Genomic DNA, 24847 nt, shown 5'->3' with positions numbered 1-24847 from the left:
AGGACTGTATCGATGTCGACCTGGTTACTTCCCGAGAATATCGCCGACGTGCTGCCGTCGGAAGCCCGCAAGATCGAAGAGTTGCGGCGCCATTTGCTGGACCGTTTCCGCTCGTACGGCTACGAGATGGTGATGCCGCCGCTGCTCGAGTACCTCGAGTCGCTGCTGACCGGCGGCGGGCACGATCTGAATCTGCGCACTTTCAAGCTCGTCGATCAGTTGTCCGGCCGCACGCTCGGTCTGCGCGCGGACATTACGCCGCAGGTCGCGCGAATCGATGCGCACCTGCTGAACCGCCAGGGCGTGACGCGTCTTTGTTATGCCGGCAATGTCGCGCATACGCGTCCGCGCGGGCTGCATGCCACGCGTGAGCAGATCCAGATCGGCGCGGAAATTTATGGCCACGCCGGTCTCGAAGCGGATCTGGAAATCCAGCAGTTGATGCTCGATGCGCTGCGTCTCGCCGGCCTCGCGAAAGTGCGGCTCGATTTGTGTCATGCCGGTGTGCTCGCCGCGCTGATCGAAGCGGAGCCTGCCGCTGCCGAATTGGGTCAAGCGCTTTACGACGCATTGGCCGGCAAGGATGTGCCGCGCCTTATCGAGTTGACGGCCAATCTCTCGCCCGTCACGCGCGACGCGTTGCGCTCTCTGCCCACGCTGTACGGTGACGCGTCGGTGCTCGACGAGGCCCGTGCGCGTCTGCCGAACGCACCGGCCATCGCACGCGCGCTCGACGACCTCGCGTTCCTCGCAAGCCAGGTCGATGGCGCCGAAGTCATGATCGATCTGGCCGATTTGCGCGGCTACGCGTACCACAGCGGTGTGATGTTTTCGGCGTATGTCGACGGCGTGCCGAATGCGGTTGCGCGCGGCGGCCGTTACGACCACGTCGGCCAGGCCTACGGTCGTGCGCGCGCGGCCACGGGCTTTTCGCTCGACCTGCGTGAAGTCGCGCGTATTTCACCGGTCGAAGCCCGCAGCAGCGCGATTCTCGCGCCGTGGCAGCACGACGAGGCGCTGCGCGTCAGCGTCGCCGCATTGCGTGACGCCGGCGAAATCGTGATTCAGGCGCTGCCTGGTCACGAACACGATCTCGACGAGTTCGCCTGCGACCGCGTGTTGGTCGAGCGCAACGGCACATGGGTTGTCGAACCGCGTCCCTGAGCACGAGCCGATCGATCGCCTGAAGGGGCCGTCCCGAGGGCATTTCAGAAGGCGTCCAAAGCGTCGCCAGATCCGGCGCGGCCATCCGCCGCGCTATTTTCGATAGTCCCACCACAACGTGCATACCGTTGAGCGGAAACGGAAAAATTCGGAAGGTTCCGCGAACATAGGTAGAATACGTTTTTAACCAGCTTACGAAACAACATGTCTGCCAGCGCAGTGAATGTGAACCCCGGGCGCAACGTCGTCGTCGTGGGGACCCAGTGGGGTGATGAAGGCAAGGGCAAGATCGTCGATTGGCTGACGGACCACGCTCAAGGCGTCGTTCGCTTCCAGGGCGGTCACAATGCCGGTCACACGCTTATCATCGGCGGCAAGAAAACCATCTTGCGTCTGATTCCGTCGGGCATCATGCATCCTGGCGTTGCGTGCTACATCGGCAATGGCGTCGTGTTGTCGCCGGAAGCGTTGTTCAAGGAAATTGGCGAGCTCGAAGCCGCCGGGGTCGATGTTCAGAATCGCCTCTTCATTTCCGAAGCCACCACCCTGATCCTGCCGTACCACATTGCCATCGACCAGGGCCGCGAAGCGCGCCGTGGCGCGAGCAAGATCGGCACCACCGGCCGCGGCATTGGTCCGGCCTACGAAGACAAGGTGGCGCGTCGCGGTTTGCGCGTGCAGGACCTGTTCGAGCCGGAAACTTTCGCCGAACGTCTGCGTGAAAACCTCGATTACCACAACTTCGTGCTGACGCAATACCTGGGCGTCGCCGCGGTCGACTTCCAGCAAACGCTCGACACGATGCTGAGCTATGCCGACCGTCTGAAGCCGATGGTGACCGACGTGTCGCGCCGTCTGTACGACGAAAACGCGGCAGGCAACAATCTGCTGTTCGAAGGCGCGCAAGGCACGCTGCTCGACATCGACCACGGCACCTATCCGTTCGTCACGTCGAGCAACTGCGTGGCCGGAGCAGCCACCGCGGGCGCGGGCGTCGGTCCGCAAAAGCTGAACTACATTCTCGGCATCACCAAGGCGTATTGCACGCGTGTCGGTTCGGGCCCGTTCCCGAGCGAACTGTACGACGCGGATAACGCCACGCGCCAGGAACCGATCGGCCTGGAACTCGCCAAGGTCGGCAAGGAATTCGGCTCGGTGACCGGCCGGCCGCGCCGCACGGGCTGGCTCGACGCCGCCGCGCTGCGCCGCTCGATCCAGATCAACGGTGTGTCGGGTCTGTGCATGACCAAGCTCGACGTGCTCGACGGTCTCGACGAAGTCAAGCTGTGCATCGGCTACACGGTCGACGGCAAGCATGTCGACCTGCTCCCGCGTGGCGCCTCGGAAGTGGCGCGTTGCGTGCCGGTGTACGAAACCTTCGCGGGCTGGAAGGAAAGCACCGTCGGCATCACGGAGTGGGACAAGCTGCCGGCCAGCGCGCGTGCGTATCTGACGCGTGTGCAGGAAGTCGCGGGTATTCCGATCGACATGGTGTCGACCGGTCCGGATCGCGACGAAACGATTCTGCTCCGTCATCCGTTCAAGGTTTAAGCCATGGTTCAAGGTGTACCCATGATTGCGATGAAAGATCCACGCAACGATGACAAGAACCTGTGGGTCGGCTGGGACGAGTATCACCGGCTGATCGAACTGCTGGCGTTGGCCGTGCATGAATCGGGTTGGAAGTTCGACAAGATCCTGTGTCTCGCGCGCGGCGGTTTGCGCGTCGGCGACCAGCTCTCGCGAATTTACGATCTGCCGCTGGCGATTCTCGCCACCAGTTCGTACCGCGAAGCGGCCGGCACGGAGCAGGGCGAACTCGACATCGCGCAATACATCACCATGACGCGCGGCGAGCTGCACGGCAACGTGTTGCTGGTCGACGATCTGGTGGATTCGGGCGTGACGCTGGCACGTGTCCAGCAGCATCTGAAAGAACGTTATCCGGCGATCACCGCGGTGCGTTCGGCGGTGCTCTGGTACAAGGGCTGCTCGAAAGTGAAGCCCGATTACCACGTGCAGTATCTGCCGACCAATCCGTGGATTCACCAGCCGTTCGAGGAATGGGATACGGTTCGTCCGCACAACCTCGGCGCGTGGATCAAGCGCGGTACGCAGCAGGAGCAGGAATCGTCAGGTACGTGAGCTCAGATACGTGATGCGCTGCGACACCGTACTCATTGCGTTGCCGCCAGTGCAGTGCCTGCAAAACGGAGCCCGGTTCGGCTCCGTTTTTTTATGCGCTTCGTGTATGCGTTTCAGCGCGTTCTGCGAACAGCGCCTCGCGAACGCGCAGGCCGGCGCCAGCGCATCGCCTGACGCCGCAGACGCGCCCAAATCGCAGTGCTACACTGCGCGGACTATCCACGTGGTGTATCCACAACAAGCCGGGCGGCGCTAGACGGGCGGTTTAGAATAGCGGTCGTTTTTCCGCTCAGGCAACGGATTTCCTCGCGTTTATGACAGATAACAATCACGTGCACAAACAGCCTCTGCCTTCCCTCGCGGTTGCCGCGATCGGAGTGGTATTCGGCGATATCGGCACGAGCCCGTTGTACTCGCTGAAAGAGGCGTTCAGTCCGGCCCATGGCATTCCGCTGACCGACCAATCGATTCTGGGCGTGATCTCGCTGCTGTTCTGGGCGATCGTGATCGTGGTCGGCGTCAAGTACGTGCTGTTCGTGATGCGCGCCGACAACAACGGCGAAGGCGGCGTCCTCGCACTCATGGCGCTGGCGCTGCGCTCTCTCGACGACAAATCGAAAATGGCCGGCTTGCTGATGATGCTCGGCATTTTCGGCGCCTGCATGTTCTATGGCGACGCGGTGATTACGCCCGCTATTTCGGTGATCTCAGCGGTCGAAGGTCTTGAGATTGCGGCTCCCCATCTGTCACATCTGGTGCTGCCGCTCACGATGGTGATCCTCGTGCTGCTGTTCTGGATCCAGCGGCACGGCACGGCCACCGTCGGCCGCCTGTTCGGTCCGATCATGGTGCTATGGTTCCTGGTGCTCGCCGCGCTGGGCCTATGGCACATCCTGCAGTCGCCGAACGTGATCCGCGCACTGAACCCGTATTACGCTTACACCTTCATGGCGGCGCACGTGCTGCAAGCCTACGTGGTGCTCGGCTCGGTCGTGCTGGTGCTGACGGGCGCCGAAGCGCTGTACGCCGACATGGGCCACTTCGGTGCCAAACCGATCCGTATGGCCTGGTACTTCCTCGTGATGCCGTCGCTGGTGCTGAACTATTTTGGCCAGGGCGCGCTGCTGATGCACGACCCTAAAGCGATCGAAAATCCGTTCTTCCTGCTCGCACCGGATTGGGCGCTTCTGCCGCTCGTCGTTCTGTCAACGGTGGCCACCGTTATCGCGTCGCAAGCGGTGATTTCCGGTGCGTATTCGCTGACGAGCCAGGCGATCCAGCTCGGCTACGTGCCGCGCATGAAGATCCTGCATACGTCGGAACTGGCGATCGGCCAGATTTATGTGCCGGTGGTGAACTGGATGCTGCTGTTCATTATTCTGTGCATCGTGATCGCGTTCAAGAGTTCGGATAATCTCGCCGCCGCGTACGGTATCGCGGTGACGGCCACCATGGTCATCACCACGATCCTCGCCTGCGTCGTGATGGTGAAGGTGTGGAACTGGAACAAGTTCCTCGTGGCGTTGATCATCGGCGTGTTCATGGCGGTCGACCTGGGCTTTTTCGGCGCCAACCTGCTCAAGGTTGCCGAAGGTGGCTGGCTGCCGCTCGGCATCGGCGCGCTGCTGTTCTTCCTGCTGATGACCTGGTTCAAGGGCAGGATGATCGTCAAGGAACGCACGGCCGCGGACGGTATTCCGTTAATGCCGTTCCTGCAGGGTTTGCTTGCGCATCCGCCGCATCGCGTGTCGGGTACGGCGATCTATCTGACCGGTAGCGATTCGCTCGTGCCGGTGAGCCTGCTGCACAACCTGAAGCACAATAAGGTGCTGCATGAGCGCACCATCTTCCTGACCTTCGTGACGCGCGACATTCCGTACGTGAGCGATTCAGAGCGCGTGTCGGTGAAGGATTTCGGCGGCGGTTTGTTCCTCGTCAAGGCGGTCTACGGGTTCAATGAAACGCCTGACGTGAAGGCTGTGTTGCTCGAGGTGGGCCGCACGCATGCCATGACCTTCGAGATGATGGACACCTCATTCTTCCTTGCGCGCGAAACGGTGGTACCAACGCAGTTGCCAGGCATGTCCGTGTGGCGCGAGCGTGTGTTCGCATGGATGCATCAGAACGCGGCGAAGCCGACCGACTTCTTCAGTATTCCGGCGAATCGCGTGGTGGAGCTAGGAACGAAGATCGAGATCTGAGGACCACGCACGGTTGAATGCGTCTTCTACGGAGACGCAATAAAAAAAGCCCACGCATTTTGCGTGGGCTTTTTGTTTGGGGCGCGTGCTCGCGTCGGCTTACTTCTGCTTCAATTTGGCAAATGCGGCGGCCATCGCACCACCTGCCTCCGGCTCGCGCGAGCGCTGTTGCTGGCCGCCTCGTCCGCCGCCGCCCGAGCGGTTGAACCCGCCGCGATCCTGCTGGGCGCCACCCCCGCTGCGTGGCGCGGCCGACGCGCCGAACTCGTCATCGAGCCGCATGGTCAGCGCGATACGCTGACGCTTCACGTCGACTTCCAGCACCTTCACCTTGACGATCTGGCCGGCCTTGACGACTTCGTGCGGGTCTTTGATGAATTTGGTCGACATGGCCGATACGTGCACCAGACCATCCTGATGCACACCGATGTCGATGAACGCGCCGAACGCCGCGACGTTCGTCACCACGCCTTCGAGCACCATGCCGGGCGTCAGATCGCTGACCTTCTCGACACCTTCGCGGAAGGTCGCCGTCTTGAACTCGGGGCGCGGATCGCGACCCGGTTTTTCGAGCTCGAGCAGAATGTCGCGCACGGTCGGCAGGCCAAAGCGTTCGTCGACGAATTCCGCCGGCGACAGGCCGCGCAGCGCGTCGCGATTGCCGAGCACTTCACCGACATGCTTGCTGATTTTCGCGAGCATGCGTTCCACGACCGGATACGCTTCCGGGTGAACCGACGAGCGGTCGAGCGGATTCTCGCCATTGTTGATGCGCAGGAAGCCCGCCGCCTGCTCGAACGTCTTGTCGCCGAGACGTGGCACCTTGCGCAGATGTTCGCGCGACGGGAACGGGCCGTTTGCATCGCGATAGTCGACAATGTTGCGGGCCAGCGTTGCATTCAGACCCGACACGCGCGCCAGCAAGGCAACCGACGCCGTATTCGCATCCACGCCGACCGCGTTCACGCAATCTTCGACCACCGCGTCGAGCGAGCGGGCCAGTTCGCGCTGATTCACATCGTGCTGATATTGGCCGACGCCGATCGCCTTGGGTTCGATCTTCACCAGTTCCGCGAGCGGATCCTGCAGACGGCGCGCAATCGACACGGCGCCGCGCAGCGACACGTCCATATCCGGGAATTCCTTCGCCGCGAGTTCGGAGGCCGAGTACACCGAAGCGCCGGCTTCCGAGACGACGATCTTCTGCAGCTTGAACTCCGGATGACGCGCGATCAGTTCGCTCGCGAGCTTGTCCGTTTCACGCGACGCCGTGCCGTTGCCGATACTGATCAACTCGGCCTGTGTCTGCGCGCAGATGCGGGCCAGTTTCGCGATCGAGCCGTCCCAGTCACGGCGCGGCTCGTGCGGATAAATCACGTCGGTGGCGAGCACCTTGCCGGTCCGGTCGACCACGGCGACTTTCACACCTGTGCGCATACCCGGATCGAGGCCGATCACGGCCTTCGGGCCCGCAGGCGCGGCCAGCAGCAGGTCCTTCAGATTCCGTGCGAACACGCGAATGGCTTCGTGCTCGGCTTCGTCGCGCAGCTTGGTCAGCAGTTCGTTTTCGATGTGCGGCTGCACTTTCACGCGCCAGCACCATCGGCACACGTCGGAGAGCCACTTGTCGGCCGGGCGGTTCTGATTGGCGATGCCGAAGTGGCGCGCGATCAGCGCTTCGCCCGGATGCGGCACCTGTGCGTCGAGTTCTTCGCCAAGTCCCAGCTTGACCATCAGCACGCCCGCATTGCGACCGCGGAACAGCGCCAGCGCGCGATGCGACGGCACGGTCCTGATGGTTTCGGCGTAGTCGTAGTAATCGCGGAATTTCTCTTCTTCCGCATTTTCCTTGCCTTCGACCACTTTCGACGACACCACACCCTGGTTGAACAGGTAGTCACGCAATTTGCCGAGCAGGTCCGCGGTTTCGCCGAACTGTTCGGAGAGAATGTCGCGCGCGCCGTCGAGCGCGGCCTTGACGTCGGCGACGCCTTTATCGGCGTCCACGTAGGCGGCGGCTTCGGTTTGCGGGTCGAGCAGGGGATTGGCCAGCAGTGCATCGGCGAGCGGCTGCAGGCCGGCTTCACGGGCGATCTGCGCGCGCGTGCGGCGCTTGGGCTTGTACGGGAGATACAGGTCTTCCAGCACCTGCTTGCTGTCGGCGCCTTCGATCGCGGTGCGCAGCTCGTCGGTGAGCTTGCCTTGTTCGTCGATGCTCGAAATGATGGCGGCGCGCCGGTCTTCCAGCTCGCGCAGATACAGCAGGCGCTCCTCGAGATTACGCAACTGCGTGTCGTCGAGATTGTCGGTCACTTCCTTCCGGTAGCGGGCGATGAACGGAACAGTCGCTCCTTCGTCGAGAAGTTGCACCGCGGCCGCGACCTGGCGCGGCTGGACGGACAGTTCGGCGGCGATGCGCTGTACGATCTTGAGTGCTACGGTTTCCGTCATAAGGTCTTGGTGTTCCTGCTACTCAATCAAAGGTCGCGCGCCAACGGCATACGTCGGGCACACGTCGGACACGTTGGTGCACGCGAGGCGTGCGCGTTGCGACCAGGTTGCTGGAGCGGGGCATTTTGCCATAAATGCCAAAGGGCTCAACCGCAGGGTGATAGAATTTCGGGCATGTTCCGTTGACCATTTACGACGTTGCCGATCTCCTTGTCCCTCAACCGCCTGGGCTCCCGCTTGGTCTCTCGTTTGTCACCATTGCCGTCTTTTCTGTCGCTGAATGTGCCGCGATTGTCGCTTAAGTTGCTTGGGTCGCTTGCGTCCGCCATGTCGTTCGCATTGGTGTCGCGGTCCATGGTCCGGTCAGCGTCTCCTTCCAATGGAATGGTTCTGGCTTCCGGCGCTTTGTGCGTGATGGCTGCAACGCTGGCCATGTCCGCCCCGGCCATGGCGCAATCCGCGGCGCCGCTCGCGGCGGCCAGCAGTGTCGCGCCGGTAGCCGCTTCGGGCGCGCGGGCAGCCGGCACGGCAGGGGCAACCGGCACCGCGAATGCCACGGGCGCGGGTGATGTGGGTGATGTCGGGAATGCCGATCACGCGGCAGCGCCTGACAGCGGATTCGACGCGCGGCAGAAAGTCCTGGATCAGCGCAGCGACGAAAACAACTACCGTTACGGCGTCGCCGAACACGATTGCTACAGCAAGTTCTTCGTCAACCACTGTCTGAACGAGGCGCGCGACAGCATGCGCTCTGTGCAGGCCGACATTCGCAAGGAACAGCTTGCGCTCGACGGCGAACAGCGTGTCCAGCGCGCCCGCGAGCGTGACGAGCAGGCCGCGCTCAAACGCGCGCAAGACGAAGCGAGCGCGCCGCAACGCGCCGCCGACGACACACGCAACGCGCAGACCTACGAAGAAAAGCAGCGCCAGCATCAGCTCGACCAGGCGCAGCGTGCCGCCGAGGCGCCGCAACGCAATGCCAATGCACAAGCCTATCAGCAGAAGCTGCAACAGCACGCGCTGGATCAGGCGCAGCGCGGCGTCAGCCCGTCGCAGGCCGCGGCTAACCAGCAGGCTTACGATCAGAAGCAGAGCGACTTCCAGCGCAAACTCGATGAGGCGCACCAGCAGGGCGCCCAGAAGGCGCAGGAGCGCGTCGAGAAACAGCAGAGCTTTGAGAAGAAGCAGGCCGATGCGGCGCAGCACAAAGCCGACGTCGAAGCACGCCAGAAGCAGGCGGCCGAGAAAGCCGAACAGAAGCGTCAGGACCAGTTGAAACAGCAGCAGGAACTCGAAGAGCAGCAGAAGCAGCAACAGCAACAAGAGTAGTCGCTGTGCTGTCTTTGTCTGTGGCGGGGTCGTGCAGCGGAGTATCGTAGTCGCTGTAACGCGTTTTAAGCCGGACAGCAACCTCCGGCGCGGGCTGCACGACGCAGCCCGCGCCGCTTACGAGAGGAGGCGAGCATGCGCGATCAACATCACGTCATCACCGCGGACACCCTTCGCGACCGTATTCTGCAACTGGAATCGGAGCATAGTGGGCTCAATCGTTTGATCGAGCGAATGTCGGATGAGCCCGGCATCGACGACTTCGAGTTGCAGCGCCTGAAAAAGCGCAAACTCAAAGTCAAGGACACCATCATCTTGCTGCAATTGCAGCTCGAACCGGACGCACGCGCCTGAGTTCGCGGCCTGGCAGGTGCCGGGTCGCGCCGCGCGCGCCGGACTTTGCAGGAAACGCTTGCCTTGAATTCACCGCTTGAAACTTCACCACGCGCCACGGCGGGCGACGACGCTCCGGCGGCCGGCGCTCCGGCGGCCGGCGCCCCGGTGGCCGGCACTCCGGCGCCGCGTCCTCCCACGTCTGCGCTCTCCGCGTCGTTGAACCCACGTCGCGTCGCCGAACTGGACGATATCTTCGCCGACAACGGTCTGCTCGCCCGTCAGATCCAGGGCTATCGCTCGCGCGCGTCGCAGATCGAGATGTCGCGCGCCGTCGCCGCGGCTATGGAAGCGTCCGGCCGCGCGATGCCCGAACCCACGATGTTCGAAGCGCAGAAACGTCCGGCGCGTCGTCTGCAAGCGCCGGGCGCGGATGCCGCGACACAAGCTGCTGAAAGCGACGAATCGAACGGTCTCGACGGCAGCGAAAATACGCTGATCGTCGAAGCGGGTACAGGCACCGGCAAGACCTATGCGTATCTCGTCCCGGCCATGTTGTGGGGCGGCAAGGTGATCGTCTCCACGGGCACCAAGCATTTGCAGGATCAGCTCTTTCAGCGCGACATTCCGACCGTGCGCGATGCACTCGCCGTGCCGGTCTCGGTGGCAATGCTCAAGGGCCGCGCGAACTACCTGTGCCACTACTATCTGCAGCGCACAGCGGATAACGGGCGTCTGCCGTCGCGCCAGGAAACTTCGTATCTGCAGGACATCATTCGCTTCGCCAAGATCACGCGTACCGGCGACAAGGCCGAACTCGCGAGCGTGCCGGAAACGGCGGCGGTGTGGTCGATGGTCACGTCCACGCGTGAAAACTGTCTTGGCCAGGAGTGCCCGCACTACAAGGAGTGCTTCGTGATGCAGGCGCGCCGCGAGGCGCAGCAGGCCGACATCGTGGTGGTCAATCACCATCTGTTTTTCGCCGACATCATGTTGCGCGATACCGGCATGGCTGAATTGCTGCCCACGGCGAACACCATCGTTTTCGACGAAGCGCATCAACTGCCGGAAACAGCGACGCTGTTTTTCGGCGAGACACTCTCCACCACGCAATTTCTCGAGCTCGCACGCGATTCCGTGGCGGAGGGCCTGGGTCATGCACGCGAATCGATCGATTGGGTGAAGCTAGGCTCGACGCTCGAACGTGCGGCGCGTGACGTGCGGCTCGCCTTCAAGGAAGACTCGGTGCGCTTGTCGATCGGTCAGTTGCCCGACGATCATCCGTTGTTCCCCGCGCTTGAAACACTCGAAACCGAGCTCGATGCATTGGCTTCCGCGTTGGCCGCTCAGGCAGAGCGCGCCGAGTCGATTGGCGCGTGTTCGCGTCGCGCACGCGAGTTGCAGGGCGTGCTGGCGGGCTGGACGACGCCCCCCACCGAGACCGAACGCGCGGCCGCTGACGCCGCCGCGGCGGACGCCAAGGCCGAACGCGCCGACCCGCATGAAAAAGTGCGCTGGATCGAGGTCTTCGCGCATACGGTGCAGTTGCACGAAACACCTCTGTCGGTCGCACCGATCTTCGCGAAGCAGCGCGCCGGCGTGCCGCGCGCGTGGATCTTCACATCGGCTACCTTGTCGGTGCGCGGCGATTTCACGCACTATGCGGCGCAGATGGGCCTGAACGCAAAGCGCTCGATGACGCTGCCGAGCCCCTTCGACTATCCGACGCAAGGGCTGCTGTACGTGCCGCGCAATTTGCCGCAGCCTTCGTCGCCGATGTTTACCGACGCCGTGTTCGACGCCGCGTTGCCGGCGATCGAAGCATCGGGGGGTGGCGTATTCATGTTGTGCACGACGCTGCGCGCGGTGGACCGCATTTCGGCCAAGTTGCGCGACACCATTGACGCGCGCGGCTGGAACTATCCGCTGCTCGTGCAGGGTGACGCGAGCCGCACCGAATTGCTCGATCGCTTCCGTGCATACGGCAATGCGATTCTGGTGGGCAGTCAGAGCTTCTGGGAAGGCGTGGACGTGCGTGGCGATGCGCTCTCGCTGGTGGTGATCGACAAGCTGCCGTTTGCGCCGCCTGACGACCCGGTGCTATCGGCGCGTCTGGATGCACTGACGAAGAAAGGATTGAGCCCGTTCGCGGTTCATCAGTTGCCGCAGGCCGTGATTACGCTCAAGCAGGGCGCAGGCCGTCTGATTCGCGCTGAGACCGATCGCGGCGTGCTGATGATCTGTGACACCCGTCTCGTCGACAAACCGTATGGGCGTCGTATATGGCAGAGCTTGCCGCCCTTCAAGCGCACACGTGAGATCGAAGTCGTGCGTGAATTCTTCGCAGAAAATGCGACGCCGGCTCAGTAGATAATTAAGTGAACGCCGTTGTAAAAAAACGGCTTTTAAATGGCAAAACGCCACGGATGTGAATCCGTGGCGTTTTGCTTTACTGCCCGGAAAATCGAGGTGATTTTCCGGAGCAGTTTTCGCCCAGAGGCGAACCCTACGCGACAGCTTACTGGCTTGCGCCCGAAGCCGGAGCTGCAGCCGAAGCAGCAGCGTCCGAAGCAGCAGCACCAGCGTCCGAGGCAGCGCCCGTAGCCGAAGCAGCAGCGTCGCTCGCAGCAGCAGCCGCACCCGATGCAGCAGCAGCCGAATCCGAAGCTGCAGCAGCCGGTGCCGAAGCAGCAGCTGCGTCGCTAGCCGGGGCAGCGGCTTGATCGTTGCTCTTGTTGCATGCAGCCAGTGCCACAGCTGCCAACAGGGATGCTACGAGGAGGGATTTCTTCATGATCACGTCCTTTTATGGTTTAAAGGTAAGCAACAGCGCAAAATAAAACCGGTAATGTGCTCCAACACCGACCTGGGCCGCTGGTGGAGACGCTCTTTTGACGAGCTGGAATCTTCCCTACGGCTTGGGCGGAAATTATATGCACTTTCGTACTGACAATCCATAAATCCGGGGTCAATACGTTGTCTTTCTCATACAAAATTTCACAGTACGGTATAACACGCGGGCAGAGTTACGCAAGCTCGCCCACTTGTATCCAGCCCGCACAATACCACTCGTGAAGCAGTGCTGTCACCGCCGAATCGTGTGAGAGTGTTACAAAGCGTTTCGCACTCATACACCGACGATCAGCGAGGTCAAATAGCCATTTTTTTGCGCCATCAAACGACATTTCTTCTCCATTTACGAAGAAAAAACGGCGGTTGTACAACAAATTAGTCTTGCGATCGAGCCGAATGCCGGACTTCGATGCCTGACTGATGAAACGCGCTTCATTGAGCGGCTGTTGCGGCGGATCAAAGACGACGCTCGGCTTCGGTTCGCTGAGGTACGTGCCAAGGAACGACGCAATATCCTGCTCATTCCACTTGACTCCAGCAAGGATCGCGCCAACCCGTTCGACTAACGCGGCCGGCAGCTCGGCCGGACGGTCGACGGCGGCTTGTTGTGGATCGCGATAAAGCGCACTCGGTCGCCCAGCCGATTCGCCGCGTTCGGCCAGATGATAGAGGAACTGCGAGGTCAGCTCGCCCGTGGACGGGGCGCGAAAACCGATCGAGCAGGTCATGCATTCGCCTTCGGCGATACCGTCATGGGCAATATGCGGCGGCAGGTACAACATGTCGCCCGGCTCGAGCAGCCATTCCTCTTCCGGTTCGAAATGCTGTAAAACTTTCAAAGGCAAACCCGGTTCGAGTGTCAGATCTTTCTGAGCACTGATCCGCCACCGGCGCTTGCCTTTCACTTGCAAAAGAAACACATCGTAGGAATCGAAGTGGGGGCCGACGCCTCCGCCATCGCTTGCATACGAAATCATCAGGTCGTCCAGCCGCGCGTCCGGCACGAAGCGGAAGCGGTCGAGCAAGGCCCGCGCGCGGTCGTCGTGAAGGTCCACGCCTTGCACGAGCAAGGTCCAGGCGCGCTGTTTGACCGACGGCAGTTCGTCGGCCGCGAAAGGACCATGCTCCAGTTGCCATTTGTTGCGAAAGTGCGTGATCAGACGCGCTTCGACTTCGTCCTGATCGGCGAGCTCGAAAAATTCGTCACGCGATAGCGGCGCCTCTACTTTCGGGATTGCCTGACGGATCAGCAGCGGCTTTTTCTGCCAGTATCGGCGCATGAATTGCGACGGAGTCAGATTGCCGAGCAAGGGCGTGGGCGTGTCGGGCGAAGGCGGAAGAATAGGGCGAGCGGCCTTTGAAGCCGGCGAAGAATTCCGTGCCGAAGCTGTATCGGCCGGGTGGTCAGTGGGCCGCTTGGGCATCGTATAATGTGAGTTGTATTCTGGAGAATCGAATGAAAATCGCAAAGAACACCGTCGTGTCGGTCGCTTACAAGCTATCGGATGCGCAGGGCAATCTGATTGAAGAAAGCGACGAGCCGATGGTCTATCTGCACGGCGGCTATGATGGCACGTTCCCCAAGATCGAGGAAGAGCTCGACGGCCACGAGGCCGGCTTCGAGACTCAGATCCAGCTCGAGCCGCAAGACGCGTTCGGCGAGTACGACCCCGATCTCGTGAAGATCGAGCCGCGCGATCGCTTCCCGGAACCGCTCGAAGTCGGCATGCAATTCGAAGGCACGCCGGAAGAAGCCGATGAGGATCTCGATTCGCTCGTCTACGTGGTGACCGACGTGGCGGAAGACAAAGTCGTGCTCGACGGCAACCATCCGCTCGCCGGCATGGCGCTGCGTTTCTCGTTGACCGTCAAGGACGTGCGTCCGGCTACTGAAGACGAAATCCAGCACGAACACGCGCATGGCGCCGACGGCCTCGAAGTCCTCGATGAAGACGACGACGAAGCCGACGACGATAAGTCAGGACCCACGCTGCACTGAGCTTGCGAGTGTGCGGGTGTGCGTGCCAGGTGTAAGTGCTGGGTGTACGTTGCTTTAAGGCGTACCCGGGGTGCGTGGCAAGACGGCGGACGCGCCCGAGGCAGGCGGCCCGGACATGGCGGGCCCATAGTCCCCGCTGCCGTCCTCCACCGCCCTATGTTGCTGCTGGTCTGACGGCTGCTGTCCAGGCGTCTGCAACAACGGCGGCAATTCGGAAGCGGGACCTAAAGCCGGCACCGCCGGCATCGAAGCTGCAGGCTCTTCGCGCTGCGGCACGGGCTGCGCTATGGGCATCGGCATTTGCCTTGGCACATCGCGCACGCTCACGCGGAACGGCGGCTTCTTGCCGAGATCCGCTTCAATCTGAATCCACTGGTTAAGACGATCATGCGGCGCAAGCGCGACGCGTGTGAGATTCGTCACCAGCATCCCTTTGTCATTGCGTAGCGGTTGATCGATCACGAAGCCGGCGCTCGCGCGTTCATCGTCGCAATGAATCACCAGCACGGGGCCGCGGAAAATCTGCGCGAGCTTGACGAGGCTGCGTTTGAATTCCAGAAAACCGTCGCGGCGCGTGTTGCGCGCAAAGCGCAGCCACGCGAAACGGTCGGGCCGTTCGTAGCGCTCTGGATCGGGGTCGCCCTGAATGAAAACGACAATCGCGCGCGCGTCGCGACGTTTCGCGTATTCGGCGGCGTGTTCGAGCCAGAACGCGTTGGCGATCACACGGTCCTCGAACTCGCCGTTGCGGCCACCCGCGGTCAGATAGTGATTATTCGGGCTCGGAGCGTTCAGGCCGACAAACACAGTATCGCCAACTTGCCAGCGCACGTTCTCCCGGAACGGACGAAAGCGCGACACTTCACTCTCGCGCGTCAATGCGATCGGATTCTGACCCATCGACGTGGGGTCGGTGAACAGAGTCTGGCGGAGCTGATCGAGCCGCTCGACCGGGTCGAAGCCGCCGGCCTCAGCCGTGCCGCAGTCTGCCCAGTCGTGCTGGCCCGGAATGAAGAAAAGGGCGGGCCGTGATGTTTCGAGCAGCGCGTGGCGCCGATCGTATAACGTATCGCGACAGGCTTCTTTCGCGCCTTTCAGATTGCCGTCGTAGACGATGAACGATACCCCGCGCTCGCGGCTGATCGCTTCGATGAGGCGCTGCGTAGGTGCTTCGTCGGCGGGCCCTTGCATCGTGTTGGCGATGACGGCGAAGGCATAGCGCGGCGTTTCGGCGTGCGCGAGCGGGGCCAACGCCGCAAGCGCTCCGAGCGCCACAAGCGACCTGAGCGCCGCAAGCGCCCGAAGTTCCACAGACCTGCGCGGGCCGGCCGAGCCAAGCGCTCCAAGCGACGCAAGCCCCCACGTGTGCGTGAGGGCGATGGTCAGCGCCGCGCGAAGTGTGCGCTGGCGCTGCGAGGGCCTGTGTGCGTCAATGATCCGCATCCGGCGCCGCGGCCAGCTCGTGCAGTTCGTACAGCAGATCGAGCGCTTCACGCGGACGCAGATCGTTCGGATCGATTGCGCGCAGACGCTCGACAAGCGCCTGCATGGCGGGCGACGCCGCCGCTGTTTCCGGGCTGGCGTCGCGTTCGTCGTCCGCATCTTCGACCAGCATGGGTAGCGGCGTTGCGAAGAGATCGAGTTGCGGTGCGGGTTGCGCCGCAGATTGCTGCTCGAGATGCGCAAGATGCTTGCGCGCCGCGCGTATCACCGCATTCGGCACACCGGCCAGTTGCGCGACCTGCAAACCGTAGCTCTGATTCGCCGGACCTTCACTGACCGCATGCAGGAACACGATGCCGTGCCCATGCTCGACCGCGGACAGATGCACATTGGCCGCGTGGGGAAACTCGGCGGGCAGCTGCGTCAATTCGAAGTAGTGCGTGGCGAACAGCGTATGGCAGCCGTTGTGCGACAGCAGATGCCGCGCGATGGCCCAGGCCAGCGCGAGGCCGTCGAACGTCGACGTGCCACGCCCGATCTCGTCCATCAGCACCAGACTTTGCGGAGTCGCGTCGTTCAGGATCGCCGCCGCTTCCGTCATCTCCACCATGAAGGTCGAACGGCCGCCGGCCAGATCGTCGGCTGCACCGATTCGCGTGAAGATGCGATCGATCGGACCGAATGCCGCGCGACGTGCCGGTACATAGCTGCCGACGTACGCGAGCAGCGCGATCAACGCGGTCTGCCGCATGAAAGTCGATTTACCGCCCATGTTCGGGCCGGTGATCAGCAACAATTTGCGCTCCGGCGTGAGCGTGCAGTCGTTAGCGATGAATTGCTCGACCTGCGCCTCGACGACCGGGTGCCGCCCCTGTTCGATTTCGATGCCGGTATCCGGCGAAAACGTCGGCGCGACCCAATCGAGCGCGCGGGCGCGTTCGGCGAAAGCAGCCAGCAGATCGAGTTCGGCGAGCGCCGCGGCGACGCGCTGGCAGTCCGGGATAAAAGGCAGCAGCGCTTGCAGCAACGCGTCATAAAGCGAGCGTTCGCGGGCCAGTGCGCGTTCCTGGGCGGACAGCGCCTTGTCTTCGAAGGTCTTCAGTTCCGGCGTGATGTAACGCTCGGCGTTTTTCAGCGTCTGACGGCGGCGGTAATCGTCCGGCACCTTGTCGGTCTGGCCGCGCGTGACTTCGATATAGAAACCATGCACCTTGTTGTATTCGACGCGCAGATTGCCGATGCCGGTGCGTGCGCGCTCGCGCGTTTCGAGGTCGATCAGGAACTGCCCGCAGTTCTCCGAAATATCTCGCAACTCGTCGAGCTCCGCGTCATAACCGCGAGCGATCACACCGCCGTCGCGCACCATCGCGGAGGGTTCCTGCGCGACCGCGCGCTTGAGCAGTTCGACGCACGCTTGCGGCGGTTCCAGCGAGGCATCGATGCGCGCCAGCGAGTCCGCATTCGACGAAACGTCCGCGAGTTGCGTGCGCAACGCCGGCAAGGCGATGAACGTATCGCGCAGGCTCGACAGATCGCGAGGCCGCGCCGACAGCAGCGCGAGACGCCCGGTAATCCGCTCGATGTCGGAGATCTGCCGCAACGCGCCGCGCAGCGTTTCGACGCCGGCGCCCGGCGGCGCGTCGAGCAACGCGCCGATGGCCTGCTGACGTGCCTGGGCCACGGCGGCTGCGCGCGGAGGATGATGCAGCCAGTGACGCAGCAGACGGCTGCCCATGGTCGTGCAGCAGGTGTCGAGCAGCGAGCACAGCGTGGGCGATTCGGTGCCGCGCAGTGTTTCCGTGAGTTCAAGATTGCGGCGCGTGGCGGGGTCGAGCCCGATATATTCGGATTCGTACTCGACCTTGAGGCTGCGCACGTGGCGCAATTGCTGGCCCTGCGTGGCAGCCGCATACAGTAGCAGCGCACCCGCCGCACCGCATGCCGCTGTCAGCGAATGCGCGCCGAAGCCGTCGAGACCGGCGACTTCCAGCTGATCGCACAAACGCTGCGTGCCCGACGTGATATCGAAGTGCCAGACCGGCACGCGGGTGAGGGCGCTGGCGTTGGCGGGGGGCGCCCAGCTCGCCGAATCGGCGCCCGTATCGGCCACGAGAATTTCAGCGGGACGAATCCGTTCGAGCGCGGCCGCCACCTGGTCGGGTGCAACTTCGGCGAGGCGCAATGCGCCGCTCGCCAGATTCAGCCACGCGAGGCCGACGCTCGTTGCGACGCCGCGCCGGTTATGCGCAACGCACAGCGCCATCAGGTACACGTCGCTCTTGTCGGACAGGAGCGCTGCGTCCGTCAAGGTGCCCGGCGTTACCACGCGTACCACCTTACGTTCAACGGGCCCCTTCGACGTAGCCGGATCGCCGATCTGTTCGCAAATCGCGACAGATTCGCCGAGCTTCACCAGCTTGGCCAGATATTGTTCAACCGCGTGATGCGGCACGCCCGCCATCTTGATCGGGTTACCGGCCGACGCACCGCGCTGCGTCAGGGTTAAATCGAGCAGACGCGCGGCTTTTTCCGCATCTTCGAAAAAAAGCTCGTAGAAGTCGCCCATCCGATAGAACACCAGCGTGCCCCGATGGTCCGCTTTGATGCGCAAGTACTGCTGCATCATCGGCGTGTGTTGTGCGACGTCATTGGCCGCTGCGGTTTGAATGCCCATCCTCGGTGTCTTTTTGCGTTAGCTGTTCAGGCCGTGAGTTTAACCTGCCGGCGTGGCGAGCGGACCCTGGCCGGATGGCCAATCCATTACCGCCCACTTCACGCTGTTGCCCTATTGCCACGCAAACTCTCGCACCAGCCAGGCGATGCTCGCCATGCGCTCATTCTTCCACCAGCGCCCGCATATCCACCGTGCGCTCATTCACGGCACTGCGCCGTTTGGCGAGCCACATCATGAACGTGATGAAACTGCCGAACACGACGATGATCCATTGCGCCGGCATCTTCGCCGTCAACAGCAGGGCGTAGGCGCCGAGCATCAGCAGCACGGCCAGATTCTGGTTGAAATTCTGGACCGCGATCGAATGTCCTGCGGAGAGCAGGGTCGCGCCACGATGCTGGAGGATCGCGTTCATCGGCACGATAAAAAAGCCGGACAGCGCGCCGAGCAGAATCATCAGCGGATACGCGAGCAGGATATAGATCGGCAGCACGTATGAGCCGATCCGGATGCCTGCGCCCGCTGGAAACAGGTCCTTGTTGTAGAACGCCATCGCGATCGCCACCGCGCCGGTGAGGATGCCGATCGGCAGCACGCGCAGTGAACTGCGCAACGGAATCAGAGCCGCCGCCGCGGATGCGCCGACCGCGATGCCGAGACCCGTGACGCCTTGCATCACCGCCGCTTTCGACAGCGACAGGCCGAGGTTCACGTTCGCCCATTTGAGCACCAGCAATTGCAGCGTGACCGCGCCGCCCCACATCAGCGTCGTGACCCACAGCGCGATCTGTGCGAGCTTGTCGGCCCACAGCACGTTGAAGCAGTGATAGAAATCGCCGACCAGTTTTCTGGGTTCGCTCAAACGGTTTGGGTAACGCGCCCCGGTGTCGGGAATGAAGATGTTGATCACCGCCGCAATGGCATACGTGACCATCACCGCAAACATGGCCAGATCGGCGGACGAGCGGATCAGCGGCAAATGCGCGTGTGCGACGAATCTGTCGGCGAGCGTGCTGATCAGCGCGCCGCCCACCATCGTGCCGACAATCGTCGACAGCACGGTAGCCGATTCGAGCCACGCGTTTGCCTTGACGAGTTTTTCCGCCGGCAGGAGCTCGGTGAGAATGCCGTATTTGGCCGGCGAATACGCGGCCGCGCCAAAGCCGACCACGCCGTACGCGATCATCGGATGGACCCCGCAGATCATCATCAGGCAGCCGCTCGCCTTCAGCGCGTTGGAGACGAACATCACGTGACGCTTCTGCAACGCGTCGGCGAAGCCCCCGACGAAAGGGGCGAGTAACACGTAGGAGACCGTGAAGAAAATCTGCAGCAGCGGCGTGACCCAGGCGGCCGAACGGATCACCGACAGCAACGCGATGGCGGCGATCAGCAGTGCATTGTCCGCGAGCGACGATATGAACTGCGCCGCGATGATTGTGTAGAAGCCTTTTTTCATGAAGCGGATCGGAAGCTGCGCGGAAATCTGGCGCGAAGCAGGGCGCTGCGAAAAACGCGCGAAACGCAGCCGGCGATCGTGCGTGCCGGCGCGGCTTCCCGCTTTGTAGCACGAACGCCTGCCGGACGCAGGCGCGCCAACGAAAAAGCGGCCGAAGCCGCTTTTCATGTTTCTAGTGCCGGCGCAGAGCCGGCCGGATTCAGACCTGAGACCTGAGACCTGATGCTTGCGCCCGAACCCCTGCGCCCTGAGACCGAACCCCTCAGCCCAAATCCCTCAGCCCCAAGCCCTTAAGCCGCTTGTTGGCGCGTACGGCTGTAGCGCGACAGGATCGGGATCATCTGCGCGTAGACCTTCGCATTGCCCGCGACGATTTCACCGATGTGCAGGAAATCCGAATCCCCCGTGTAATTGCCGACCAGACCGCCAGCCTCCGTGATCAGCAGGCTCCCCGCGGCGACGTCCCACGGATTCAGCCCTTGCTCGAAGAAACCATCCATACGGCCCGCGGCGACGTTGGCCAGATCGAGCGCGGCAGCGCCCGGGCGGCGCAGACCGGCGCAGGCCTGGGTCATTTCAGCGAACTGGCGGCCGTACGCTTCGAGGCCGTCCGTTTCGCGGAACGGGAAACCGGTGCCGATCAGGCCGTCAGCGAGGCGGTCGCGCTTGGCGACACGGATACGGCGGTCGTTCAGGAATGCGCCGCGGCCGCGCGACGCAGTGAACAGGTCGTTGCGGGTCGGATCGTAGACCACGGCCTGCGTCACGGTGCCCTTGTGGGCAAGCGCGATCGACACGCAGTAGTACGGAAAACCGTGGATGAAATTGGTGGTGCCGTCGAGCGGATCGATGATCCACTGATATTCGGACTCGTTGTCCGACTTGCCGGATTCTTCGGCGAGGATCGCGTGATCGGGGTAGGCGGTCTTGAGCGTATCGATGATCGCCGCTTCAGACGCTTTGTCGACCTCCGTGACGAAATCGTTGTGCTGTTTCTTGCTGACCTGAATGAGATCGAGGTCGAGCGACGCGCGGTTGATGATCTGGGCTGCACGGCGCGCGGCCTTCACAGCGATATTGAGCATGGGATGCATGAGACTGGATCCTTGTGCCGGGGCAGCACGGCTGCTTACCGGAAAATGAGCGCGGGATGAGCGCTAATTGAGCGCCATCAAGGGGCGCGGAAACAACACGGAACGCACGTCCGATCAAAGACGGGTGCGCATTCCGACGACGGAGACGAATTGAATAAGAACGAGGCGCCGGACTTTTCACAGGCGAAAGCCAGGCGCGAATCCTGGTATTTTACCTGAGTCCGGGCGCCGCGACACCGAAGGCCGCGCGGCAGGCGGGATGACGGGGCGAGCGGGGCGCGCTGCATGCGGTCATCACGCGTAATTCGGGGCCGGCTCGGAGTTGGCGCTACCATACGCGTTCTTTAGCTTGCCGAATTCCATCGTGGACCACACCCACCATTCTTCCGATCCCGCCGTGGCGGACCTGCGCGGCGGTTTTACGTCGACGCGCTTCGTGCTCGTCGAGCCCAGCCATCCCGGCAATGTTGGCGCCGCGGCGCGCGCGCTGAAAACCATGGGTTTCTCGCGTCTCGTGCTGGTGTCGCCACGCATGCCGCACGTCCAGAGCGATCCGGAAGCGATCGCCATGGCGAGCGGCGCCGACGACGTGCTGGCGTCCGCGCACGTCGTGCAGACGCTTGCCGATGCGCTGAGCGGGGTCCATTGGTCGGTCGCGCTGACCGCGCGGCTGCGTGAATACGGGCCACCGCAATGGACGCCGCGGGCCGCGGCCGGCGCCGCGCGAGAGCAGGCCGTGCATGGCGAGATCGCGCTGGTGTTTGGCAACGAGCGCACGGGTTTGTCGAATGAGGACGTCGAGCGTTGCAGCGCGCTCGCGCATATTCCGGCCAATCCGGCCTACAGTTCGCTCAATCTTGCCCAGGCCGTCCAGGTATTGGCGTATGAATTGCGCACGGCGTATCTGTCGGATGGCGAGGCAACGTCCGCTGCCTCGGCAGCGGCTCAAGCGAGCGCAGGGCAGGGCGAGCCGGTCGGCGCGCGCGCGGCGAGCGACGAGATCGAGAGCATGTATGCGCATCTGGAAAGCGCGCTGGTTGCGCTCGAGTTTCTCGATCCGGCCAATCCAAAAAAACTGATGTCGCGCTTGCGGCGCCTGTTCGCGCGTTCCGGTCTGGAGCGCGAAGAGGTCAATATCGTGCGCGGCATCGCCAAGCATATTCTGCTGAAGACCAAACCGCCTGCCGGCGGCGGTTCCTAAGGGCTGAACGCCCTACCAACGACTTCGCGACGTCCCTGCCGGCAGCGTGGGCTTCCGGCAGGTTTCGCGCAATCGCCCTACAATCGCTCGAAACGTTCTAAGCAAAGCTGCCGATCTGCTATGCGGCAAGCATCCGCCGTGCGTGGTGTTTCACGCCCGCGGTCTTTTCCCCCACGACACAGTCCCTGCCATGTTCACGAGACTTCGCGAAGACATTGCCACGATCCGCGAGCGCGATCCCGCCGCCCGCAGCGCCTGGGAAGTCCTCACGTGTTATCCGGGTCTGCACGCGCTTGTGCTGCACCGGCTCGCGCACGCATGCTGGCGGGCTAAACGCCGCTGGCTCGCGCGTTTCATCTCGCAGATGGCGCGTTTCATGACCGGCATCGAAATCCATCCGGGCGCGACGGTGGGCCGCCGCGTATTCATCGACCACGGCATGGGCGTCGTGATTGGCGAAACGGCGCAAATCGGCGACGACTGCACGATCTATCAGGGCGTGACGCTCGGCGGCACGTCGCTCACGCGCGGTGCGAAACGGCATCCCACGCTTGAACGCGGTGTGATCGTCGGGGCGGGAGCGAAGGTGCTCGGCGGCTTTACGATCGGCGCGGACGCAAAGATCGGCTCGAATGCGGTGGTCACGAAGCCGGTGCCGGCACGTGGGACGGCGGTGGGTAATCCGGCACGGATCATCGTCCCGGCGGCAGCCGTGGTTTCAGCTACTGCGGCCACTGCCGCGCCGAATGCTACGCCCGGCGGTGCCGCGCGCGATGCCAAACGCGCGGCAGAAACCAGCACGTTCTGCGCATACGGCATCACGCCGAATGCGGACGATCCGGTCTCGCTGGCCATTCACGGTCTGATCGATCACGCCGCCACGCAGTCGAGGCGTATCGATGAAATCGTCGACGCATTGGAGCGGCTGGGCACAAGCCTCGAAGGACTGCAAGGCGCTGACGCGGCGCTGCTCGATCTGCGGCGCCTGTCGGCTGCGATTGCAGGGAAGGTGGAAGGGGCGGCGGCGGAGCATTAACGCAATGCGCCGCGAAAGCGTTGCGATGAAGCAATAAGGAGAGCGCCAGCCGATCAATCCAGCGGCAACGCCCGAATCCCTTCCGCGTCGATCCGCAGATAACCGCCGCGCCGCTTGTCGTGGTCGAGATCCCAATCCGCCAGGACCCAGCGCGTGCCGCCTGGCTCACGATGCCGCGCCGGGCGATGCGTGTGCCCGTGAATGATAGTGGCCGTTTTCGACGTCTTGAATAGCGCGGCGACGCCCTTCGGCGTCACGTCATATTTCGGCGAAACGGGACGCGAGCGGCCTTCCTCGCTTTTCGAACGCATGTTTTCGGCCAGCGCCTGACGCCAGCGAAACGGCCACGCGAGAAACAGCGTTTGCGCGAAACGGCTGCGCGCAAAGCGCCGGAAAATCTGATAGCCGCGATCCGCGGTGCAAAGGCCGTCGCCATGCGCGAGCACGATACGTGTGCCGAATGCGGTAATCACGAACGGATCGGGCAACCAGATCGCGCCGGCCGCTTTCATGAAGCGCTTGCCGAGCAGAAAATCGCGATTGCCATGCATGATGTAGAGCGCGATGCCGCGCTCCGACAAGGTATGCAGCAACGCCGCCATCCGCGCCACGAACGGCTCGACGAGCATGTCGTCGCCGATCCAGTACTCGAACAGATCGCCGAGAATGAAAACCGAATCCGCCTGCTCAGCCGTGACGTGAATGAAGTGCTCGAACGCGGCGACCGTGCGCGGGATCGCCTCGCTCAGATGAATATCGGAGAGGAAAAAAAACGGGCGTCCGGCGTGCGGGCGTTTGCCCTCGCCAGGCACGCCCGCGGCGACGCTTCGCAGCGGCGTTTCTTGCAGCATTGAAGGTGCCTGATGTCAGTTCAAACGGGTCGACGTTGATTGAACACTTAGTCGACGATCACAGCTTTTTCGATCACGACGTCGTCGGCCGGGACGTCCTGATGGAAGCCCTTCGAACCCGTCTTGACCTTCTTGATCTTCTCGACGATGTCCATACCTTCGATGACCTTGCCGAACACGGCGTAGCCCCAGCCCTGCGGCGTCGGCGACGAGTGGTTCAGGAAGTCGTTGTCGTTCACGTTGATGAAGAATTGCGCGGTCGCCGAATGCGGGTCGTTGGTGCGAGCCATGGCGACCGAGCCGTTGACGTTCTTCAGACCGTTGTTCGCTTCGTTGGTGATCGGCTCAGCGGTCGGCTTCTGCTTCATGCCGGGTTCGAAACCGCCGCCCTGGATCATGAAGCCGTCGATCACGCGATGGAACACCGTGTTGTCGTAGTGACCGGCCTTCACGTAGTTGAGGAAGTTCTCAACCGACTTCGGCGCCTTTTCAGCATCCAGCTCGAGTTTGATGACGCCGTGGTTTGTATGCAGTTCAACCATGATGGAATCCTTTGATGAACGGGGGTGGGTAAAAGGCGCGGCCGCTCGTCACTTGAGGTGCGATGATAACGG

General features: G+C 62.7%; 20 protein-coding genes. 10 read left to right on the top strand and 10 right to left on the bottom strand.

The window, feature by feature from the left end; translation table 11 throughout:
- Positions 1–12 precede the first annotated feature (12 nt).
- The 4 genes from PQR53_RS07400 (at position 13) to PQR53_RS07385 (ending at position 5510) form a co-directional block, all read left to right on the top strand.
- Positions 13–1164 (top strand): ATP phosphoribosyltransferase regulatory subunit, encoded by a 1152-nt coding sequence (locus tag PQR53_RS07400; protein ID WP_408451956.1) that lies wholly within the window; start codon positions 13–15, stop codon positions 1162–1164.
- Positions 1165–1368: 204 nt separating this feature from the next.
- Positions 1369–2715: an adenylosuccinate synthase gene (locus PQR53_RS07395; RefSeq protein ID WP_179732784.1), complete on the top strand. Its 1347-nt coding sequence runs from the start codon at positions 1369–1371 to the stop codon at positions 2713–2715.
- Between the two features lie 3 nt (positions 2716–2718).
- The gene (locus tag PQR53_RS07390; RefSeq protein ID WP_179732783.1) at positions 2719–3309 is read left to right on the top strand and encodes a phosphoribosyltransferase; all 591 of its coding nucleotides are present in this window, start codon (positions 2719–2721) and stop codon (positions 3307–3309) included.
- A 314-nt stretch (positions 3310–3623) separates the two neighbouring features.
- Positions 3624–5510, top strand: coding sequence for a potassium transporter Kup (locus tag PQR53_RS07385; RefSeq protein ID WP_408451954.1), 1887 nt, complete (start codon positions 3624–3626; stop codon positions 5508–5510).
- A gap of 99 nt (positions 5511–5609) precedes the next feature.
- Here the strand turns inward: PQR53_RS07385 and PQR53_RS07380 are convergent, their stop codons facing one another.
- Positions 5610–7961 carry a Tex family protein gene (locus PQR53_RS07380; RefSeq protein ID WP_408451952.1) on the bottom strand — a complete coding sequence of 784 codons (2352 nt, stop codon included), beginning with the start codon at positions 7959–7961 and terminating at the stop codon, positions 5610–5612.
- Between the two features lie 146 nt (positions 7962–8107).
- The gene (locus tag PQR53_RS07375) at positions 8108–8410 is read right to left on the bottom strand and encodes a hypothetical protein (RefSeq protein WP_408452353.1); all 303 of its coding nucleotides are present in this window, start codon (positions 8408–8410) and stop codon (positions 8108–8110) included.
- Here PQR53_RS07375 and PQR53_RS07370 point away from each other — a divergent pair.
- The 3 genes from PQR53_RS07370 (at position 8346) to yoaA (ending at position 11993) form a co-directional block, all read left to right on the top strand.
- Positions 8346–9290 carry a hypothetical protein gene (locus PQR53_RS07370; protein ID WP_408451950.1) on the top strand — a complete coding sequence of 315 codons (945 nt, stop codon included), beginning with the start codon at positions 8346–8348 and terminating at the stop codon, positions 9288–9290. The genes PQR53_RS07375 and PQR53_RS07370 overlap by 65 nt on opposite strands.
- Positions 9291–9425: 135 nt before the next feature.
- Positions 9426–9644, top strand: a complete 219-nt coding sequence (locus tag PQR53_RS07365; protein WP_179732779.1) for a DUF465 domain-containing protein — start codon at positions 9426–9428, stop codon at positions 9642–9644.
- A gap of 63 nt (positions 9645–9707) precedes the next feature.
- On the top strand, positions 9708–11993 hold the full coding sequence (gene yoaA, locus PQR53_RS07360; protein WP_408451948.1) for a DNA repair helicase YoaA: 2286 nt from the start codon (positions 9708–9710) through the stop codon (positions 11991–11993).
- 148 nt (positions 11994–12141) lie between these two features.
- Here the strand turns inward: yoaA and PQR53_RS07355 are convergent, their stop codons facing one another.
- The gene (locus PQR53_RS07355) at positions 12142–12417 is read right to left on the bottom strand and encodes a hypothetical protein (protein ID WP_179732777.1); all 276 of its coding nucleotides are present in this window, start codon (positions 12415–12417) and stop codon (positions 12142–12144) included.
- 232 nt (positions 12418–12649) lie between these two features.
- The gene (locus PQR53_RS07350) at positions 12650–13900 is read right to left on the bottom strand and encodes a JmjC domain-containing protein (protein ID WP_408451946.1); all 1251 of its coding nucleotides are present in this window, start codon (positions 13898–13900) and stop codon (positions 12650–12652) included.
- 32 nt (positions 13901–13932) lie between these two features.
- On the opposite strand from PQR53_RS07350, the gene PQR53_RS07345 reads away from it, so the two are divergent.
- The gene (locus PQR53_RS07345; protein WP_408451944.1) at positions 13933–14475 is read left to right on the top strand and encodes an FKBP-type peptidyl-prolyl cis-trans isomerase; all 543 of its coding nucleotides are present in this window, start codon (positions 13933–13935) and stop codon (positions 14473–14475) included.
- A 54-nt stretch (positions 14476–14529) separates the two neighbouring features.
- Here the strand turns inward: PQR53_RS07345 and PQR53_RS07340 are convergent, their stop codons facing one another.
- The 4 genes from PQR53_RS07340 to PQR53_RS07325 all read right to left on the bottom strand — a co-directional run bounded on the left by PQR53_RS07340 (position 14530) and on the right by PQR53_RS07325 (position 21145).
- A complete protein-coding gene (locus PQR53_RS07340) occupies positions 14530–15918 on the bottom strand; it encodes a hypothetical protein (protein WP_408451942.1) in 1389 nt (462 codons plus the stop codon).
- Positions 15905–18592 (bottom strand): DNA mismatch repair protein MutS, encoded by a 2688-nt coding sequence (gene mutS / locus PQR53_RS07335; RefSeq protein WP_408451940.1) that lies wholly within the window; start codon positions 18590–18592, stop codon positions 15905–15907. The genes PQR53_RS07340 and mutS overlap by 14 nt, the downstream gene beginning before the upstream one ends.
- A 160-nt stretch (positions 18593–18752) precedes the next feature.
- On the bottom strand, positions 18753–20051 hold the full coding sequence (gene lplT / locus PQR53_RS07330; protein ID WP_408452344.1) for a lysophospholipid transporter LplT: 1299 nt from the start codon (positions 20049–20051) through the stop codon (positions 18753–18755).
- A 290-nt stretch (positions 20052–20341) separates the two neighbouring features.
- Positions 20342–21145 carry an inositol monophosphatase family protein gene (locus PQR53_RS07325; RefSeq protein ID WP_408451938.1) on the bottom strand — a complete coding sequence of 268 codons (804 nt, stop codon included), beginning with the start codon at positions 21143–21145 and terminating at the stop codon, positions 20342–20344.
- A 364-nt stretch (positions 21146–21509) separates the two neighbouring features.
- Here PQR53_RS07325 and PQR53_RS07320 point away from each other — a divergent pair, with 364 nt between their 5' ends.
- Together PQR53_RS07320 and cysE are read left to right on the top strand one after the other, a co-directional pair.
- The gene (locus tag PQR53_RS07320; protein WP_408451937.1) at positions 21510–22346 is read left to right on the top strand and encodes an RNA methyltransferase; all 837 of its coding nucleotides are present in this window, start codon (positions 21510–21512) and stop codon (positions 22344–22346) included.
- Positions 22347–22536: 190 nt separating this feature from the next.
- A complete protein-coding gene (gene cysE / locus PQR53_RS07315; protein WP_408451935.1) occupies positions 22537–23382 on the top strand; it encodes a serine O-acetyltransferase in 846 nt (281 codons plus the stop codon).
- Between the two features lie 53 nt (positions 23383–23435).
- Here the strand turns inward: cysE and PQR53_RS07310 are convergent, their stop codons facing one another.
- Positions 23436–24233 carry a UDP-2,3-diacylglucosamine diphosphatase gene (locus tag PQR53_RS07310; protein ID WP_408451933.1) on the bottom strand — a complete coding sequence of 266 codons (798 nt, stop codon included), beginning with the start codon at positions 24231–24233 and terminating at the stop codon, positions 23436–23438.
- Positions 24234–24280: 47 nt separating this feature from the next.
- Positions 24281–24775, bottom strand: a complete 495-nt coding sequence (locus PQR53_RS07305; protein WP_408451931.1) for a peptidylprolyl isomerase — start codon at positions 24773–24775, stop codon at positions 24281–24283.
- Positions 24776–24847: the final 72 nt, after the last annotated feature.

It is taken from the genome of Paraburkholderia fungorum, assembly GCF_046027605.1.
In the GTDB taxonomy this organism is placed as follows: Bacteria; Pseudomonadota; Gammaproteobacteria; order Burkholderiales; family Burkholderiaceae; genus Paraburkholderia; species Paraburkholderia fungorum_F.
This window is presented reverse-complemented; position numbering and strand designations above follow the sequence as displayed.

What these genes read in the sequence shown, in the direction of transcription:
- PQR53_RS07325 (WP_408451938.1), bottom strand. Translation starts at nt 21,145, where the DNA reads ATGCATCCCATGCTCAATATCGCTGTGAAGGCCGCGCGCCGTGCAGCC.
- mutS (WP_408451940.1), bottom strand. Translation starts at nt 18,592, where the DNA reads ATGGGCATTCAAACCGCAGCGGCCAATGACGTCGCACAACACACGCCG.
- PQR53_RS07310 (WP_408451933.1), bottom strand. Translation starts at nt 24,233, where the DNA reads ATGCTGCAAGAAACGCCGCTGCGAAGCGTCGCCGCGGGCGTGCCTGGC.
- PQR53_RS07395 (WP_179732784.1), top strand. Translation starts at nt 1,369, where the DNA reads ATGTCTGCCAGCGCAGTGAATGTGAACCCCGGGCGCAACGTCGTCGTC.
- PQR53_RS07375 (WP_408452353.1), bottom strand. Translation starts at nt 8,410, where the DNA reads ATGGCCGGGGCGGACATGGCCAGCGTTGCAGCCATCACGCACAAAGCG.
- PQR53_RS07355 (WP_179732777.1), bottom strand. Translation starts at nt 12,417, where the DNA reads ATGAAGAAATCCCTCCTCGTAGCATCCCTGTTGGCAGCTGTGGCACTG.
- PQR53_RS07385 (WP_408451954.1), top strand. Translation starts at nt 3,624, where the DNA reads ATGACAGATAACAATCACGTGCACAAACAGCCTCTGCCTTCCCTCGCG.
- PQR53_RS07365 (WP_179732779.1), top strand. Translation starts at nt 9,426, where the DNA reads ATGCGCGATCAACATCACGTCATCACCGCGGACACCCTTCGCGACCGT.
- PQR53_RS07345 (WP_408451944.1), top strand. Translation starts at nt 13,933, where the DNA reads ATGAAAATCGCAAAGAACACCGTCGTGTCGGTCGCTTACAAGCTATCG.
- PQR53_RS07305 (WP_408451931.1), bottom strand. Translation starts at nt 24,775, where the DNA reads ATGGTTGAACTGCATACAAACCACGGCGTCATCAAACTCGAGCTGGAT.
- PQR53_RS07350 (WP_408451946.1), bottom strand. Translation starts at nt 13,900, where the DNA reads ATGCCCAAGCGGCCCACTGACCACCCGGCCGATACAGCTTCGGCACGG.
- PQR53_RS07370 (WP_408451950.1), top strand. Translation starts at nt 8,346, where the DNA reads ATGGTTCTGGCTTCCGGCGCTTTGTGCGTGATGGCTGCAACGCTGGCC.
- PQR53_RS07390 (WP_179732783.1), top strand. Translation starts at nt 2,719, where the DNA reads ATGGTTCAAGGTGTACCCATGATTGCGATGAAAGATCCACGCAACGAT.
- lplT (WP_408452344.1), bottom strand. Translation starts at nt 20,051, where the DNA reads ATGAAAAAAGGCTTCTACACAATCATCGCGGCGCAGTTCATATCGTCG.
- PQR53_RS07380 (WP_408451952.1), bottom strand. Translation starts at nt 7,961, where the DNA reads ATGACGGAAACCGTAGCACTCAAGATCGTACAGCGCATCGCCGCCGAA.
- PQR53_RS07400 (WP_408451956.1), top strand. Translation starts at nt 13, where the DNA reads ATGTCGACCTGGTTACTTCCCGAGAATATCGCCGACGTGCTGCCGTCG.
- PQR53_RS07340 (WP_408451942.1), bottom strand. Translation starts at nt 15,918, where the DNA reads ATGCGGATCATTGACGCACACAGGCCCTCGCAGCGCCAGCGCACACTT.
- cysE (WP_408451935.1), top strand. Translation starts at nt 22,537, where the DNA reads ATGTTCACGAGACTTCGCGAAGACATTGCCACGATCCGCGAGCGCGAT.